The organism is Candidatus Tectomicrobia bacterium (assembly GCA_016192135.1).
Classification (GTDB): domain Bacteria; phylum UBA8248; class UBA8248; order UBA8248; family UBA8248; genus 2-12-FULL-69-37.
This window is the reverse complement of record JACPUR010000013.1, coordinates 263,459-277,174: the sequence shown is the minus strand read 5'-3', so window position 1 is coordinate 277,174 and position 13,716 is coordinate 263,459. Positions and strand designations below refer to the sequence as shown.

At 66.7% G+C, this 13,716-nt stretch carries 11 protein-coding genes and 1 pseudogene; 10 read left to right on the top strand and 2 right to left on the bottom strand.

Features of this window, described 5'->3' with window-relative positions; translation table 11 throughout:
- Window positions 1–593: 593 nt before the first annotated feature.
- From nthA to HYZ11_05290, 4 genes and pseudogenes are all read left to right on the top strand, one after another.
- On the top strand, window positions 594–1,220 hold the full coding sequence (gene nthA / locus HYZ11_05305) for a nitrile hydratase subunit alpha (protein ID MBI3127004.1): 627 nt from the start codon (window positions 594–596) through the stop codon (window positions 1,218–1,220).
- A pseudogene (gene nthB / locus HYZ11_05300) lies at window positions 1,217–1,878 on the top strand (nitrile hydratase subunit beta). Before nthA ends, nthB begins: the two are co-directional and overlap by 4 nt.
- 34 nt (window positions 1,879–1,912) lie before the next feature.
- Window positions 1,913–2,275 (top strand): nitrile hydratase accessory protein, encoded by a 363-nt coding sequence (locus HYZ11_05295; GenBank protein ID MBI3127003.1) that lies wholly within the window; start codon window positions 1,913–1,915, stop codon window positions 2,273–2,275.
- A gap of 74 nt (window positions 2,276–2,349) precedes the next feature.
- Window positions 2,350–2,592 (top strand): hypothetical protein, encoded by a 243-nt coding sequence (locus HYZ11_05290; protein MBI3127002.1) that lies wholly within the window; start codon window positions 2,350–2,352, stop codon window positions 2,590–2,592.
- A gap of 359 nt (window positions 2,593–2,951) precedes the next feature.
- On the opposite strand, the gene HYZ11_05285 is transcribed toward HYZ11_05290, so the two are convergent.
- Complete coding sequence (locus tag HYZ11_05285; protein ID MBI3127001.1) at window positions 2,952–3,950, bottom strand: dihydrodipicolinate reductase; 999 nt, start codon at window positions 3,948–3,950, stop codon at window positions 2,952–2,954.
- Window positions 3,951–4,172: 222 nt separating this feature from the next.
- Here HYZ11_05285 and HYZ11_05280 point away from each other — a divergent pair, with 222 nt between their 5' ends.
- Window positions 4,173–4,946 (top strand): glucose 1-dehydrogenase, encoded by a 774-nt coding sequence (locus tag HYZ11_05280; GenBank protein ID MBI3127000.1) that lies wholly within the window; start codon window positions 4,173–4,175, stop codon window positions 4,944–4,946.
- Between the two features lie 18 nt (window positions 4,947–4,964).
- Window positions 4,965–8,786, top strand: a complete 3,822-nt coding sequence (locus HYZ11_05275; GenBank protein MBI3126999.1) for a hydantoinase B/oxoprolinase family protein — start codon at window positions 4,965–4,967, stop codon at window positions 8,784–8,786.
- Here the strand turns inward: HYZ11_05275 and HYZ11_05270 are convergent.
- Window positions 8,783–10,117, bottom strand: a complete 1,335-nt coding sequence (locus HYZ11_05270) for an aspartate aminotransferase family protein (protein MBI3126998.1) — start codon at window positions 10,115–10,117, stop codon at window positions 8,783–8,785. The two genes, HYZ11_05275 and HYZ11_05270, sit on opposite strands and share 4 nt — an antisense overlap.
- Window positions 10,118–10,400: 283 nt before the next feature.
- On the opposite strand from HYZ11_05270, the gene HYZ11_05265 reads away from it, so the two are divergent.
- The 4 genes from HYZ11_05265 to HYZ11_05250 are packed head-to-tail and all read left to right on the top strand — an operon-like array spanning window position 10,401 to window position 13,708.
- Complete coding sequence (locus tag HYZ11_05265; protein MBI3126997.1) at window positions 10,401–10,724, top strand: cupin domain-containing protein; 324 nt, start codon at window positions 10,401–10,403, stop codon at window positions 10,722–10,724.
- The gene (locus tag HYZ11_05260) at window positions 10,724–11,836 is read left to right on the top strand and encodes a mandelate racemase/muconate lactonizing enzyme family protein (protein ID MBI3126996.1); all 1,113 of its coding nucleotides are present in this window, start codon (window positions 10,724–10,726) and stop codon (window positions 11,834–11,836) included. Before HYZ11_05265 ends, HYZ11_05260 begins: the two co-directional genes overlap by 1 nt.
- Window positions 11,837–11,840: 4 nt before the next feature.
- Entirely contained in the window at window positions 11,841–12,611 is a 771-nt protein-coding gene (locus tag HYZ11_05255; GenBank protein ID MBI3126995.1) for an SDR family oxidoreductase, read from the top strand.
- The gene (locus tag HYZ11_05250; GenBank protein MBI3126994.1) at window positions 12,608–13,708 is read left to right on the top strand and encodes a mandelate racemase/muconate lactonizing enzyme family protein; all 1,101 of its coding nucleotides are present in this window, start codon (window positions 12,608–12,610) and stop codon (window positions 13,706–13,708) included. Before HYZ11_05255 ends, HYZ11_05250 begins: the two co-directional genes overlap by 4 nt.
- The last annotated feature ends 8 nt before the right edge of the window (window positions 13,709–13,716 follow it).

Genomic DNA, 13,716 nt, shown 5'->3' with positions numbered 1-13,716 from the left:
TTTTGAAATAATCCGATAAGTCGGTTAAATTCTCCGTTCGGTTTCCGGGCGGCTGGGGATTCTCTTCCCAAGGGGCGTTTCAACTTCCGGAAATTCCCTGTATTTTCCGTTTAACGGGAATTTGGGCGGAGAAGGGTTCGCGGCGGACTGCGCCCGCCGCCAGCCTTCGTTCCTTGGTTACGCCCCTTCCCTCTCGCCTCGTCCGGAAGTTCGGGTCCACCCCGAGCTTCCGGGCTCTCTCCTCTTGCTCAGCCCCCACACCCAGCGGGATTTGGAGAGGGGGGCCTTGAGCCAGAGATGGCACCTTGGCGACATATCTATGCAGGGTCGGACCTCTTGCCCGCATGATGGCCCCTGGGAGAATCCTGATTGCCGGACCCTGGAGATAACCACATATTTAATCTTTCAAGGGTTTTTCACTCAGACGAGCCAGACCGCGAAAATCAGTGGACCAGCACAGCGGGAGCGGTTCCGGTGGTCGAGGCACCATCCCAAACCCGGATTCTGAGCTTTATTGCTATACTGCCGCCATCCAAGGGGGATATGGGAAATGTCGGTGAAATGCACCCCGAATAATCAATAAGGAGGCCCTTATGAGCGGGCACACCCATGATGGGGGCACCGAGCTTTCGGATATCGAACTTCGGGTGCGGGCACTCGAGTCCTTACTCACTGAGAAAGGTCTGGTGGAGCCGGACGCCCTCAATGAACTCATCGACACTTACGAAAAAAAGATCGGCCCCCGCAACGGGTCGAAAGTGGTCGCCCGCGCATGGACGGACCCCGGCTTCAAGAAACGGCTGCTCGAGGATGCAAATGCGGCCCTCGCCGAGATGGGCTACGAAGGGCGGCAAGGCGAAACCATGGTGGTGCTGGAGAACACGCCCAAGATTCACAACATGGTGGTATGCACCCTTTGCTCGTGCTATCCGTGGCCGGTGCTGGGCCTTCCTCCCGTCTGGTATAAATCGTTCCCCTACCGCTCCCGCGCGGTGATCGATCCCCGCGGTGTTTTAAAGGAGTTCGGCCTCGAGCTCGACGAAGACGTCGAGGTCCGCGTGTGGGACAGCACCTCGGAGGTGCGGTTCATCGTCTTGCCCGAACGTCCGGCCGGAACCGAGGGCATGAGCGAAGATGAGCTGGCCGAGATTGTCAACCGCAACTCCCTGATAGGGACGGCCAAGGTCCAGGCCCCGAGCGCAAAAGGAGAATCGGCGTGAACGGCGTGCACGATATGGGTGGCATGCACGGGATGGGTCCCATCGTCCTCGAGGAGGACGAGCCCGTTTTCCACGCCGAGTGGGAGCGGCGCATATTCGCCCTCATGCGCGCCATGAGCGTATGGGAGCGGTGGAACATTGATATGTCCCGCCACGCGCGCGAGCGCATTCCGCCCGCCCGCTACCTGGGGTCGAGTTATTATGAGCGATTTTTATATAGCCTCGAAACCCTGTTGGTGGAAAAGGGGTTCTTGACGCGGGAGGAAATCGAAGAGCGCGTGGCCGAGCTCGCAAGGGAGGAGGCCTGATGCCTTTGCTCACCAAGGACATGGTGCCGAACATCCTGCGCCTGGGAGGCAGTTTTCAAGTGGACGAAGACATTCCGCCCAGGTTCGCGCCCGGCGATCGCGTTCGGGCCCGCGACATCAATCCGACAGGTCATACCCGCCTTCCGCGCTACGCCCGCGGCAGGCAAGGGGTGATCGAGCGAGACTATGGCGTTTTCATCTTCCCCGATACCAATGCCCGGGGCGAGGGGAAGAAGCCCCAGCACCTCTACAATGTCCGCTTCATGTCCCGCGACCTCTGGGGTCCCGGGGCGGGGGCCCGGGATTCTGTTTATCTCGACATGTGGGACGACTATCTGGACAATGCTTGAGCCCTTACGCCTGGCCTAAGAATGAGATTAGACGATGGACGACTTAAAGAACCTGGATGCGATTCCCTCCTTGCCGCGGGATGAAGAGGGACCTGTCTTCCGTGAGCCTTGGGAGGCGCAGGCTTTCTCCATGACCTTGATGCTCCACCAGCGAGGTCACTTCACCTGGAAAGAATGGACGGAATGTTTGGGTGCGGAGATTGCAGCGGCCCAAAAGCGGGGAGAACCCGACTTAGGCGATACTTACTACCTGCATTGGCTGGCCGCCCTCGAGAAAATAGTCGCCAGGAAGGGTCTCGTGGCGTCCGATAATCTCCTCCGCCGAAAGGGGGAGTGGGATGCCGCCGCCCGCGCGACCCCTCACGGCCAGCCCATCATGCTTAAGCATGAAAATTGACGGCAGGACCCTGTGTTCCACAGAAATCGGCCCCTTCTGATTTGCCGCCATTTTGCTGCCACAAGGAGGAGGAAATGAACCTCCTGGCCCTGAACCTTGCGCACGACATCGTGGCCGGCAAAAGGAATGTCGAGGAGGCGCGGACGTTCTATGCCGAAACCGCGAGCGCCTTCATGATGAACCGGCCGGCGCCGTACACTGAAAGGCTTCATTTTGACGTTCCGAAAGGAGAAACCGCGGATCTAGACGAGACAATGATCGCAGGCTCGATGATGCGGCAGATGGGGAAAAAGGCCGGAGATTTTGCGCGGGAATGAAACCAGCTGCAGGCGGCGCCGGCGAGGCAGCGGCCCGGCACGGCTGGCTGGAAAACCGATGCTGAGCCTCTTTCCGCTATTCATGATTTGGCCGCGATCGGCGCCTCAAGACTTTATGTCCCACCGCGGGCAAGGTCCGCATCGCGGATACTCTCTGCCGGGCGGGGCTGCACCTCGGTGCGACGGCCACCGGCCGGATCCTCCAGGAGGAAAGACTCCCCGATCCTGGATCTGACGACGAACCCCCCGGCCGTACCGTAACGGCCGCGCATCCGAACCACGCCTGGCACGTGGACCTCACTGTCATTCCGACGTCGCCGGGGTTCTGGACCTTCTGGCGTTGTGGCGATGGGGCGCGTTTATGCTCCGAAACCACGGGGCAGAGGTGATGCCAAAGGAGACAGCAGGCCGGGGGATGCCGAGACAGCGAGCGGAACGGCATTCAATAAGCCAGCCACCGTGGCCGCGTCGCCCGCGATTCCCCCCTGGACCGTCACATCGAGGGGCGGCTCTCCAAGGATGCGGACGTTGTCGTAGGAATTCTTCGCCCCGACGTACATCTTCAGGTCCAGCTCCACGAGCAACCTCTCCCCGCGCCATGCGCGCGCGGTGTGGTGGACGCCGGCCACCTGGCCCGGGGCGACCTCGAGGAAATCCGTCCTCAGGCCGCGGCTGGCGATCATGGGCTCCATGGTTTCCTCCGACCGGTCGGGCCGCCAGCCGAGCCCCTCGCAGATCAGGACGAGGCTCTCCATGAGCCCTTTGTGGCCGATCCATCCCTCTCGCTGGCCGGCATGAAACGCATCGAGCGAGAGCCCGGCTCCTACCTTTCGCTGCAGGCTTTCCCGCCGGGCCGCCGCGTCCAGGCATCGGCGTACCTCCACCTTCTCCACCCGCCTGGACATGGAGGACAGGAACAGGGGGAAAAGGTCCATGGTGAACCCGGGGTTCACGCCGGCCGCCATGACCGTAACGCCGGCCGACCTGGCGAGGGCATCGAGCGCTGCGGAGGCTTCGGGGGCGCGGTGTCTTGGGACCAGAAGCTCCTCCGAGGAGGAAACCACATTCACCCCCGCCCGGATGAGCGTCTCCAGGACGGGCGCCAGGCGCTCCACCTGGGAGACGGTGGTCAGCAGGGCCGCGCGGGGCCGCCATTCCCTGAGCGCGGATTCGAGATCCCTCCGCACCGGCAGGCTCCAGCGGGTTCCTTCCGCCAGAAGGCCGAGGTCTTTCCCCTCCAGACCCGGGTCGATGTCGACGCCGCCAAGCAGTTCGAGCCCCGGGCGCCGCCTGGCCTCGGCCGCGCAGGCCAAGCCGATGGCCCCCAGGCCAATCTGGCAAACCCGGATCCGCTCCATTCATGCCTCCAGTCTCATTCGAATTGAATTCAAAGACTATGGCATCGTAATATCCATTCCTTGTCAATCTTCAGGAGGGACTCGACAATCCCGCCCCGCAAGGGCGCAATGGACGAGCCTCCCGCCACCCGCCCGGCGTATCCAATGGGAGGGGTGCGGGTCGGGCGCCATCGCAGAGAGAATTCCAGTTCCGGGCTGGTGCGGAAGAGGGGGGGTGGCCCAATGGAATCATTTGACCTGACCGGCCGGGCCGCCTTGGTGACCGGCGGGAGCCGGGGGCTGGGCAGGGCCTGTGCCCTCGCGCTCGCGAAAGCGGGGGCGGACGTGGCCGTCGCCGCGACAAACGAGCCGGCGTTGAGGGAGACCGCCGCCGCCATCGAGAGGCATGGCCGTCGCGCGGCCGTATTCCCCCTGGACGTGACCGATGCCGCCGCCTCTCGGCGGGTGGTGGAGGAATCCGTCCGGGAACTGGGGCGCCTGGATTTCCTGATCAACGCCGCGGGCGTATGTCCCCGCCTTTCCCCGATGGAAACCTCGCCCGGTGAATTCCACCGCACGCTGGCCGTCAACGCCGGCGGCGCCTTTCACCTATGCACCGCGGCCTTTCCCCACCTGAGCGAAGAAAAGGTCCGGAGCGCCGGAGGAGGGAGCATCGTCAACTTCGGCTCGGTGGCGGGCCTGCGCGCCCGCCCGAACGTCCTCGCCTACGCGGCCTCCAAGGCGGCCGTCCACAGCCTCACCCAGTCGCTCGCGGTGGACTGGGCGCGGTATGGCATCCGGGTGAACGCCGTCATCCCGGGGCAGTTCGACACGGACATGGGGGCCCCCCTGCTGAACGATCCGGAGGCGCTGAGCGCTTACGTAAAGCGAATCCCCGCCGGGCGCGTGGGCCAGCCGGGGGAGCTTGCGCCCCTGGTTGTCTTTCTGTGCTCCCCGGCTTCCTCATACATGACCGGCTCGCTCGTTGTCGCCGATGGCGGCCTGACGCTTCAATAAAGATTCCCGGGAGAGTGCATGGGCGACGCTTGCCGCATCGGAGTGGATGTCGGAGGCACCTTCACCGACCTGATCGTGGCCGACGGGCGGGGAAGATTGCTGTGCTTGGCCAAGGCGCCCTCCCGGCCCCGCGACCCTGAGCGGGGGGTTCTGGCCGCCCTCGAACGCGCCGCGGGCCAGCTGGGCGTGCGGGTGCCGGATTTGCTAGGCGACTGCACCCGCTTCGTCCACGGCACCACCGTCGCGACCAATGCCCTTCTCACCCGCCATGGGGCACGGGTCGGCCTGCTGGCCACCTCGGGGTTCCGTGACTCTCTCTCATTCCGCCGCGGGTTCCGCGAGAACGTCTGGGACCACCGGGCCCCCAATCCTCCCGTCCTGGTCCCCCGGTATCTGCGCCTCCCGGTCGGCGGGCGCATCGACCGGGACGGCCGGGAGACAGCCCCGCTCGTGGCGGAGGACGTCCGGAAAGCCGCGGAGATCTTTGCCCGCGAAGGGGTGGAGGCCGTCGCCGTCTGCTTCTTCAACGCCTATCTCAATGGCGGGCATGAGGAGCAGGCCGCCGCGCTGCTGGAGCGCTTTCTCCCCGGCGTCCACGTGGTGCTCTCCTCGCGCGTGGCGCCCATCATGGGCGAATACGAGCGCACTTCCACCGCGGCCGTGAATGCCTGCCTCGGGCCCGTCCTCACCGAATATCTGGCGCGCCTGGAGAGCGCCCTGCGCGGGCAGGGCTACGGGGGCCCCCTGCTGCTCGTGCAGAGCAACGGTGGGATGGCGACCGTGGCGCACAGCCGCTTTCTGCCCGCGGCCCTGGTGCTCTCCGGGCCGGCCGCGGGGGTGACGGCGGGCCGGATCTACGGCGGGTTGTGCGGGGCGGAGGACGCCGTCTTCTTCGACATGGGGGGGACGAGCTGCGACGTCACCGTGCTCCAAAGAGGCCAGCCGGGCATGGTGGATCAGTCCGCGGTGGGCGGATACCACGTGGCCCTTCCGGCCGTGGAGGTTCACACCATCGGCACCGGAGGGGGGACCGTCGCCTGGATGGACGCGGGCGGAGGGCTGAGGGTGGGCCCCATGAGCGCGGGGGCGGAGCCGGGCCCGGCGAGCTACGGCAAGGGGGGCGATCAGCCCACCGTCACGGACGCGCACCTCCTCCTCGGGCGCCTCGACCCTCGCGGCCTGCTGGACGGGGAGATACCGCTCCTTGTTGAGAGCGCCCGCGCAGCCTTCCAGCGGGTGGGCGAATCCCTCGGCCTCAGTCCGGAGGAAGCTGCGGTGGGGGCCATCCGGCTGGCCAGCCGCCAGATGGCGGGCGCGGTCCAGACGATCTGCGCCCGCCACGGCTCCGATCCCCGGCGGATGGCGCTGGTGGCCGGGGGCGGGGCCGGGGGCCTCTCTGCCTCCGCCGTGGCCCGCATCTGCGGGATGCCCCGGGTGATCGTTCCCCGGGAGGCGGCAGCCTGCTGCGCCGTGGGAATGGTGGGCGGCGCGGTGCGCTACGACCGGCTCCGGAGCCGCCGCCTCCGGGCCGGGGAGGTGAGCGGCGGGCTCCTCCGCCAGGAGCTGGACGCCCTGGCCACCGAGCTGCGGGCGGAAATCCTCCGGGGCGGAGAGGACCCGGAGAAGTTCTCTTTCATCACTTCCGTGGACATGCGCTACCCGGGCCAGTCCTGGCATCTGACGGTGGAGGCGGACGGGTCCGCGGGCGAGGGGCCCGAGCGTCTCGCGGAGCGCTTCCACGCCCTTCATGAGGCCGCGTACGGCCATCACCGGCCCGGCGAGCCGGTCGAGATCATGGGCTTCCGCGTCCGGGCCGAGGAGCCGGCGGATCCCCTGCGCCTAGGGGAGCCGGCGCCGGCCGCCGCCGGGCCCTGCCCGTCCGGATGGAGGAGGGTATTTCTTGAATCGGCCGGCGCATGGGAGGACGTCCCGGTCTTCCGCGGAGAGGACATCAAGGGCTCGGCCGAGATCACGGGGCCGGCGGTCGTGGAGGAGCCTACCACCACCATCCTGGTCGAGCCCGGCGACGTCCTGACGCTCGGCGGAGGCAGCGCCTTCGTCATCCGGCTGGGCAGCCTGGAGGGCGGTGTGCCTGCCGGGGGGAGCGCCTCTCCCGCGGGCGGGCCGGAGGCGGTCTCGGTGGCCATCCTCCAGCAGCGCCTGGACGTGGTGGCGCGGGAGATGGGCATCATCATGCAGCGCACGGCGCGATCGACCATCTTCAGCGAGGCCCACGACTTCTCCTGTTTCATCACGGACCCGGAGGGCCAGCTCGTCTCCCAGGCCGACGGCCTGCCCATCCACACCGGGAGCGGGGGCTTCGCCGTGCGGGGCATTCTGAATGCCTTCCGGGACACCATGGCGCCGGGCGATCTGTACCTGCTGAACGACCCCTACATCGGAGGCGGCAACCATCTCCCCGACTGGACGGTGATTGCGCCCGTGTACCACGGCGGCGAGCTGTGCGGTTTCGTATGCAACCGCGCGCATCAGGTGGATGTGGGCGGCGGCGTCATCGGCACCTACAACTCCGAGGCCACCGAAATCTTTCACGAGGGCTTCCGCATCACCCCCATCCGGATCGAGCGGCGGGGCGAGCGGCGGGAGGACGTGATCCGCCTTATCCTGGCGAACACCCGCGCCCCCGAGGTCATCGCCCACGACTTCTCGGCCATGATCGGCAGCACCCGGATCGGCAGCCAGAGGCTGGAGGAGATCGCGGGGGAGATGGGGGCGGGCGCCTTGCTGGCGGGCTTCCGGGGGATTCTCGCTCACGCGGAGGCCCTCATGCGCGCCGAGCTGGCCCGGATCCCGGACGGAGTCTACAAGGCGGAGGAGGTGATGAACACCGATTGCTTCTCCCCGGTGGACGTCCCGATCCGCCTGACCCTGACGAAGAAGGGCACGGATCTGACCGCCGACTTCACGGGGACCTCCCCCCAGATCAAAGGCTACAAGAATTCCCCCATCGCCAACACCTGCTCGGCGCTGTACGTCGGGCTGTCTTCCCTGGTGGACCCCCGGATCCCCCACAACGAGGGGACCTACCGCCCCGTGCGCATCATCGCGCCGTCCGGGACGGTGGTGAACGCGAGCTTCCCCGCCCCCGTCACCCTCTGCACCGTGTTTCCGGCGCACGAGATCGTCCAGTGCGTGTGGAAGGCCCTGGCCGGGGCGGTGCCGGACCGCGTCTCGGCCGCCTGGGCGAAGACGGCCTATCCCGTCACGGCGGGCTTCGATCAGAGGAAAGAGTTTTTCGTGACCTACCACGGGGGGGGCGGGCCGGGCACGGGAGCGGTGCAGGGGCGCGACGGCCTGGACCTGAGCGGCAACATGCCCACCCTCGGCGCCCTCACCGTGCCGAACCTGGAGCATTACGAGCAGGTCTATCCCATCCGGTTCCTGCGCCAGGAGATCCGCACCGACGGCGGCGGGGCGGGGCGCTGGCGGGGAGGGATGGGCGTGATTTACGAGGCGGATCTCCTTACCCCGGTCTCCTGTTCGGCGCGCGGCGAATCGTGCCGGACGGTCACCTCCTTCGGTCTGCTGGGGGGAAAGCCCGGCGCGATCTCGCGCGTGTGTTTCGCCCCGGAGGGCGGAGAACCGGCGGAATTGCCCCAGTACGCCAATGTGGACCTCGCGCCGGGGAGGCTGCTCATCGAGGCGGGCGGGGGCGGCGGCTTCGGCGATCCCTTCGAGCGGCCGGCCGAGGAGGTGCTCCGCGACGTGCGGGATGGGGTCGTCTCGGCCGAAGCGGCCCGCGCGGACTACGGCGTGGCGGTCCGCCCCGGCGCCCTTCTGGACGCCGGGGAGACGGCGCGCCTGAGAGGAAGGCCCTAGAGCCGCTCGATGGCTCTGCCCTCCGCCAGCTCCTGGACGGTCTCGTCGAAGGCGCAGAGGGTGATCTCGATGTCCTTGTCGGTGTGAGCGGAGGACGTGACCCCGCCCGTGTAGGAGAGAAGGTCCACCCCCCGCTGCCGGAGGGCGCGCTGGAGGGCGTTTACCGTCCTGGGCGGTATCCCCTTGAGGTCCACCGGGGAGAGCCCCTCGATGGTCCCCCGGGCTCCCTTTCCCAGGAAGATGTGGAAGGTGGAGGAGTCGCCATAGACCGCCCCGGCGACCTCGCTCTTCCGCAGGATCCGCTGCATCCCCTCGCGGAGCCGGGCCGCCAGGCGGTCCGCGTGGCGCTGGGGCTCGCCCGTCCGGAAGATCTCCAACGCCGCGACCCCCGCCGCGGCCGAGATTGGGTTGGCGTTGAATGTCCCCCGGTGGAACACGCCCGCCTTCTTGCCCTTGTACTCCCTCGATGTGTCGAGAAGGGAGAGGATTTCCTCCCGGCCGGCCACCGCCCCCCCTGGCAGGCCGCCCGTGAGGTTCTTGGCCAAGGTGGTGAGGTCGGGCTTGACCCCCTCGGACGCCTGGGCGCCACCGGGGCTCCACCGGAAGCCCGTGATCACCTCGTCGAAGATGAGGGGCACCCGGTGCTTGTCCGCCAGGGCGCGCAGGTCCTTGAGGAAGCCCGCCGGCAGGGGCACGGTCCCCCAGGAAGCCCCCGAAGGCTCGAGAATGATGGCCCCGATGGCGGAATCCTGCTCCAGAGCGCGGGCGGCGGCCCCGCTCTCGGCCGGGCAGACGACGGTGGCTTCCCGCACCCCGGGCGGAAGCCCGTGAGTGGGGGGCTCGTTCCAGGGAATCTTGACGCCGACTGCCGTGTCGTCGCCCCATCCGTGGAAATGCCCCTCGAAGCGCAGGACCTTGGGTTTTCCCGCGAAGGCCCGGGCGAGCCGGAGGGCCAGGATGTTCGCCTCGGTCCCCGTCCCGACGAACCGCACCCGCTCGGCGCTGGGGTAAAGCTCCCGCACCAAGTCGGCCCAGCGGAGCTCCAGCTCCGTCAAGGCGGAGTAGAGGGTGCCCTTGGCCGCCTGGTCCGACACGGCCTTCACGACGGCCGGATGCGCGTGGCCGAGCAGAAGGGCGGCGCTGCCCATGCAGTAGTCGACGTACTCGTTCCCGTCGACGTCCCACTTGCGGGAGCCCTCGGCCCTCTCGATGAAGATGGGGAAGGGCTCGGCCGCGCGCAATTCGCTGGTGATGCCGCCCGCGATTGTTCCCTTGGCGCGCTCAAAAAGGGCTTTGGAGGCCAACCGCTTCCGCTCGAAAGCTTCGGTCATGGAGTATCCCTTTGCCTCAGGATAAAAGCCCGATGGAGATCAAAATCTTTATGGTATGGGCGGAATTTCATCCAAATCTTACCGTGTTTTTCAGTTCGCCAAAACAAAGGGAGCGTTCCCTGTCCGGATTTCTTGCCTCTCTCCTGTGTTCTTGTTGAATTGGCAGGGGATTCGGCGGGGCGCTGGAGATTCGACGGTAGAGCGGATACAATTGCCCATCGGCGCTGAACCCTCTCGCATTTGAACCTCATCGTCGCCTCCCATGGCCATCCCAGGAGGACACATGGAAACTTTCTTCAGGCTTGCCGACATCAGCCGGAGCGTGATCAGGCCCGAATATTCCACCGCCGAAGGTCCGACCATCAAGGGCAAGAAGGTCGAAGTGGGCTACTACCGCTACTCCGCGGGAACCGGAGCGAAGACTCATGCCCATCCCGAGGAGCAGATCATCACGGTCCTCAAGGGGCGCATCCGCTCCAGGGTCCGCGATGAGGAGAAGATACTGGGACCCGGCGAAGCCGTCTATATCCCCGCCAATGCGGAGCACTCCAATTGGGCGGTCGACGAGGAGGTCGAGTTCATCAGCTGCAAGGACGTGGTGGGCTGATGGCCTCCGGATATGCAGGCAAGCCGGTCCGCATCAAGAAGGTCCGCACCCGCTTCGTCTCCATTCCCCTGGAGCGGCCGCTCCTCACGGCCAGTTTCCCTATCAACGGGATCGATTCGGTTCTTGTTGACGTGGACACCGACGCGGGGGTGAGCGGCATCGGCTGGATATTCGCCTTCGGCCGGAAAAAGGTGCGCGGCATCCAGCTCATGATCGACGACCTGGGCGAGATGCTCGAAGGGGAGGACGCCCTGGCAATCGAGCGCTGCTGGCGTCGGATGTGGAACGCCGTCACCTTCATCGGCCACAGCGGGGCGGCGGTCATAGCCATGTCACCCATCGACACCGCGTTGTGGGACATCGCGGCCAAGGTGGCGGGCCTGCCGCTCTACAAGCTGCTGGGCGGCGCTCGCGAATCCGTCGAGGCGTACGCCAGCCAGGGGCTCTGGCTCCACCAGACCGTGGACGAGCTCCAGGAGGAGGCGGCCTCATTCGCCGCGCGCGGCTTCAAGGGGGTCAAAATGCGGGTCGGCAAGCCGGACAGGGAGGAGGACATCGCCCGCGTCCGGGCGGTGCGCGAGGCGGTCGGGCCCGGGACGAAGCTCATGGTGGACGTGAACCAGGTCTGGGACGCGCCGACCGCGATTCAGATGGGCCGCCGCCTGGAAGAGTTCGACGTGGCGTGGATCGAGGAGCCTCTCCCCTACGAGGACCTGGAGGGCTGCGCCCAGGTATCCCGGGCGTTGGATACCCCCGTCTGCACGGGCGAGACGAACTACACCTCCCAGGATTTCCGGCGGATGTGCGAACTCGGAACCGCGGACATTCTCATGCCCGACCTCATGCGGATGGGCGGCGTCACGGAATGGATGAAGGCCGCCCGCGTGGCGCAGGCGTTCCACTTGCCCGTCACCCCCCATCTTTTCATGGAATTCAGCTCCCATCTGTTCTCGGCCAGTCCGAATGCCATCTGGCAGGAATACCAGCCGTGGTGGGAGCCGGTGCTGAGAGAGCCCGTGGATTTCCGGGAGGGGCTGATCCATCTGAAGCCTATCCCGGGGGCGGGCTTCGAATGGGACGAGAAAGCGGTCGCCAAATACGAGGTGAAATGAGGGCATGAACCATCCGGGAGCGGGCGGCACCCTCGCGGGCAAGGCGGCGATGGTCACGGGCGGCTCGCGGGGCATCGGCCTCGCCATCGCCCGGCGTTTCGCCCGGACAGGGGCGGGGGTTTCCATCGTGGGCAGGGACGAGAAGACGCTGGATGAGGCGGCCGCGTCCCTGAAGGCCTTACATGTCGACGCGCATGGTCTTCCCGCCGACCTGGCCGACCCGGAGAGCTGCCAATGGGTTCTGGACCGCCACATGGAGCGTTTCGGGCGGATCGACATCCTGGTGAACAACGCCGCTGCCAAGCCCTCCCGGAAGCCCATCATGGAAGTTCCCCTGGAGTCATTCGAGCGGCTGTTCGCCGTGAACGTGACCGCCTATTTCATCCTCTGCCAGGCGGCGGCCCGGGACATGCGCCGGCGCGGTTGGGGCCGCATCCTGAACGTCACCTCCTCGACCGGCCTCAAGGCCCGGCCCGGCATGGGGGACTATGCGATAACGAAGGCCACGGAGGTCATGCTGACGCGGCAACTGTCGGTGGAAGTGGGCCAGTACGGTATCACGGTGAACGCCATCGCCCCCACGCTCACGCGCACGGATTTCTCGCAGTGGCAGTGGGAGGATGAGGAGGAAAAGGAAAAAGTCATGCGCATGCTTTCCATCAAGCGGCTGGCCGAGCCGGACGATGTCGCGGCGCTCGCCGCCTTCCTGGCATCGGATGAGGCGGGAATGATCACGGGGACGGTCATTCCCGTGGATGGAGGGGCGCTGGCATGAGCGTCCCGGGCGGCCTCATCGAGTCGATTCAGGTGAGGACGGTTTCGGTGCCCATCGCCCGGCCGGTGATCACGGCCACCTTCCGGAGCGACACCGTCGAGAGCGTCCTCGTCACCGTGCGAACCCGGGACGGCGTGCAGGGGATGGGCTGGTCGTTCTGCTTCGGGAAAAAACGCATCGCCGCCATCGCGGCCCTGACCGGCGATCTCGCGGCGGCGGCCATCGGCGAGAGCGCCCTTCTTCCCGAGGCCCTCTGGTGGAAGCTGTACAGCGCCACCACGTTCATCGGCCATGCGGGTTCCGCCCTGATCGCGATGGCGGCCATCGACACCGCATGCTGGGACGCTCTGGCCCGTACCGCCGGGCTGCCGCTCTTCCGCATCCTCGGGGGCTTCAAGAACCGGGCCGAGGTCTACGCCGGAGAGGCGCTCTGGCTCCACGCCTCGCGGGAGCAACTCGCCGAGGAGGCCGCCGAGCTGAAGGAGCGGGGTTTCCGGGCGGTTAAATTCCGGGTGGGCAAGAAGGACTGGCGGGATGATGTGGAACGCTGCTGCATCGTCCGCGAGGCGCTGGGGCCCGAGATCGAGATCATGGTGGATGTGAACCAGGGATGGGATGCGCCGGCCGCGATTCAGGCGGGCAAGGCGATGGAGCCGCTCCGCCCCTACTGGCTCGAAGAGCCGGTTCCGCACGAGGACATCGAGGGGTGCGCGCGGGTCAGCCAGGCGCTCGACTGCCCCGTCTGCGCGGGGGAGACGAATTTCGGCACCCAGGGCCTCCTGCCTTTCCTGCGCCGGCGGGCGGCGGACTACCTGATGGTGGACCTCATGCGGATCGGCGGGGTGACCGGCTGGCGCCAGTCCGCCGCCCTGTGCCACGCCTATAACGTCCCGATCACCCCCCACATGTTCATGGAGGTGAGCGCTCACCTTCAGGCGGCCACGCCAGGGGCGATCTGGCAGACCTACCAGCCCTGGTGGCAGCCGCTGTTCCAAGAGGGTTTCGATTTCCAGGACGGCGCCCTCGTCCTTTCGGAAAAGCCCGGCCTGGGCCTCGCCTGGAACGAGGATTACATCCGTTCCGTCCTGCTGGATTGATGGAGAGG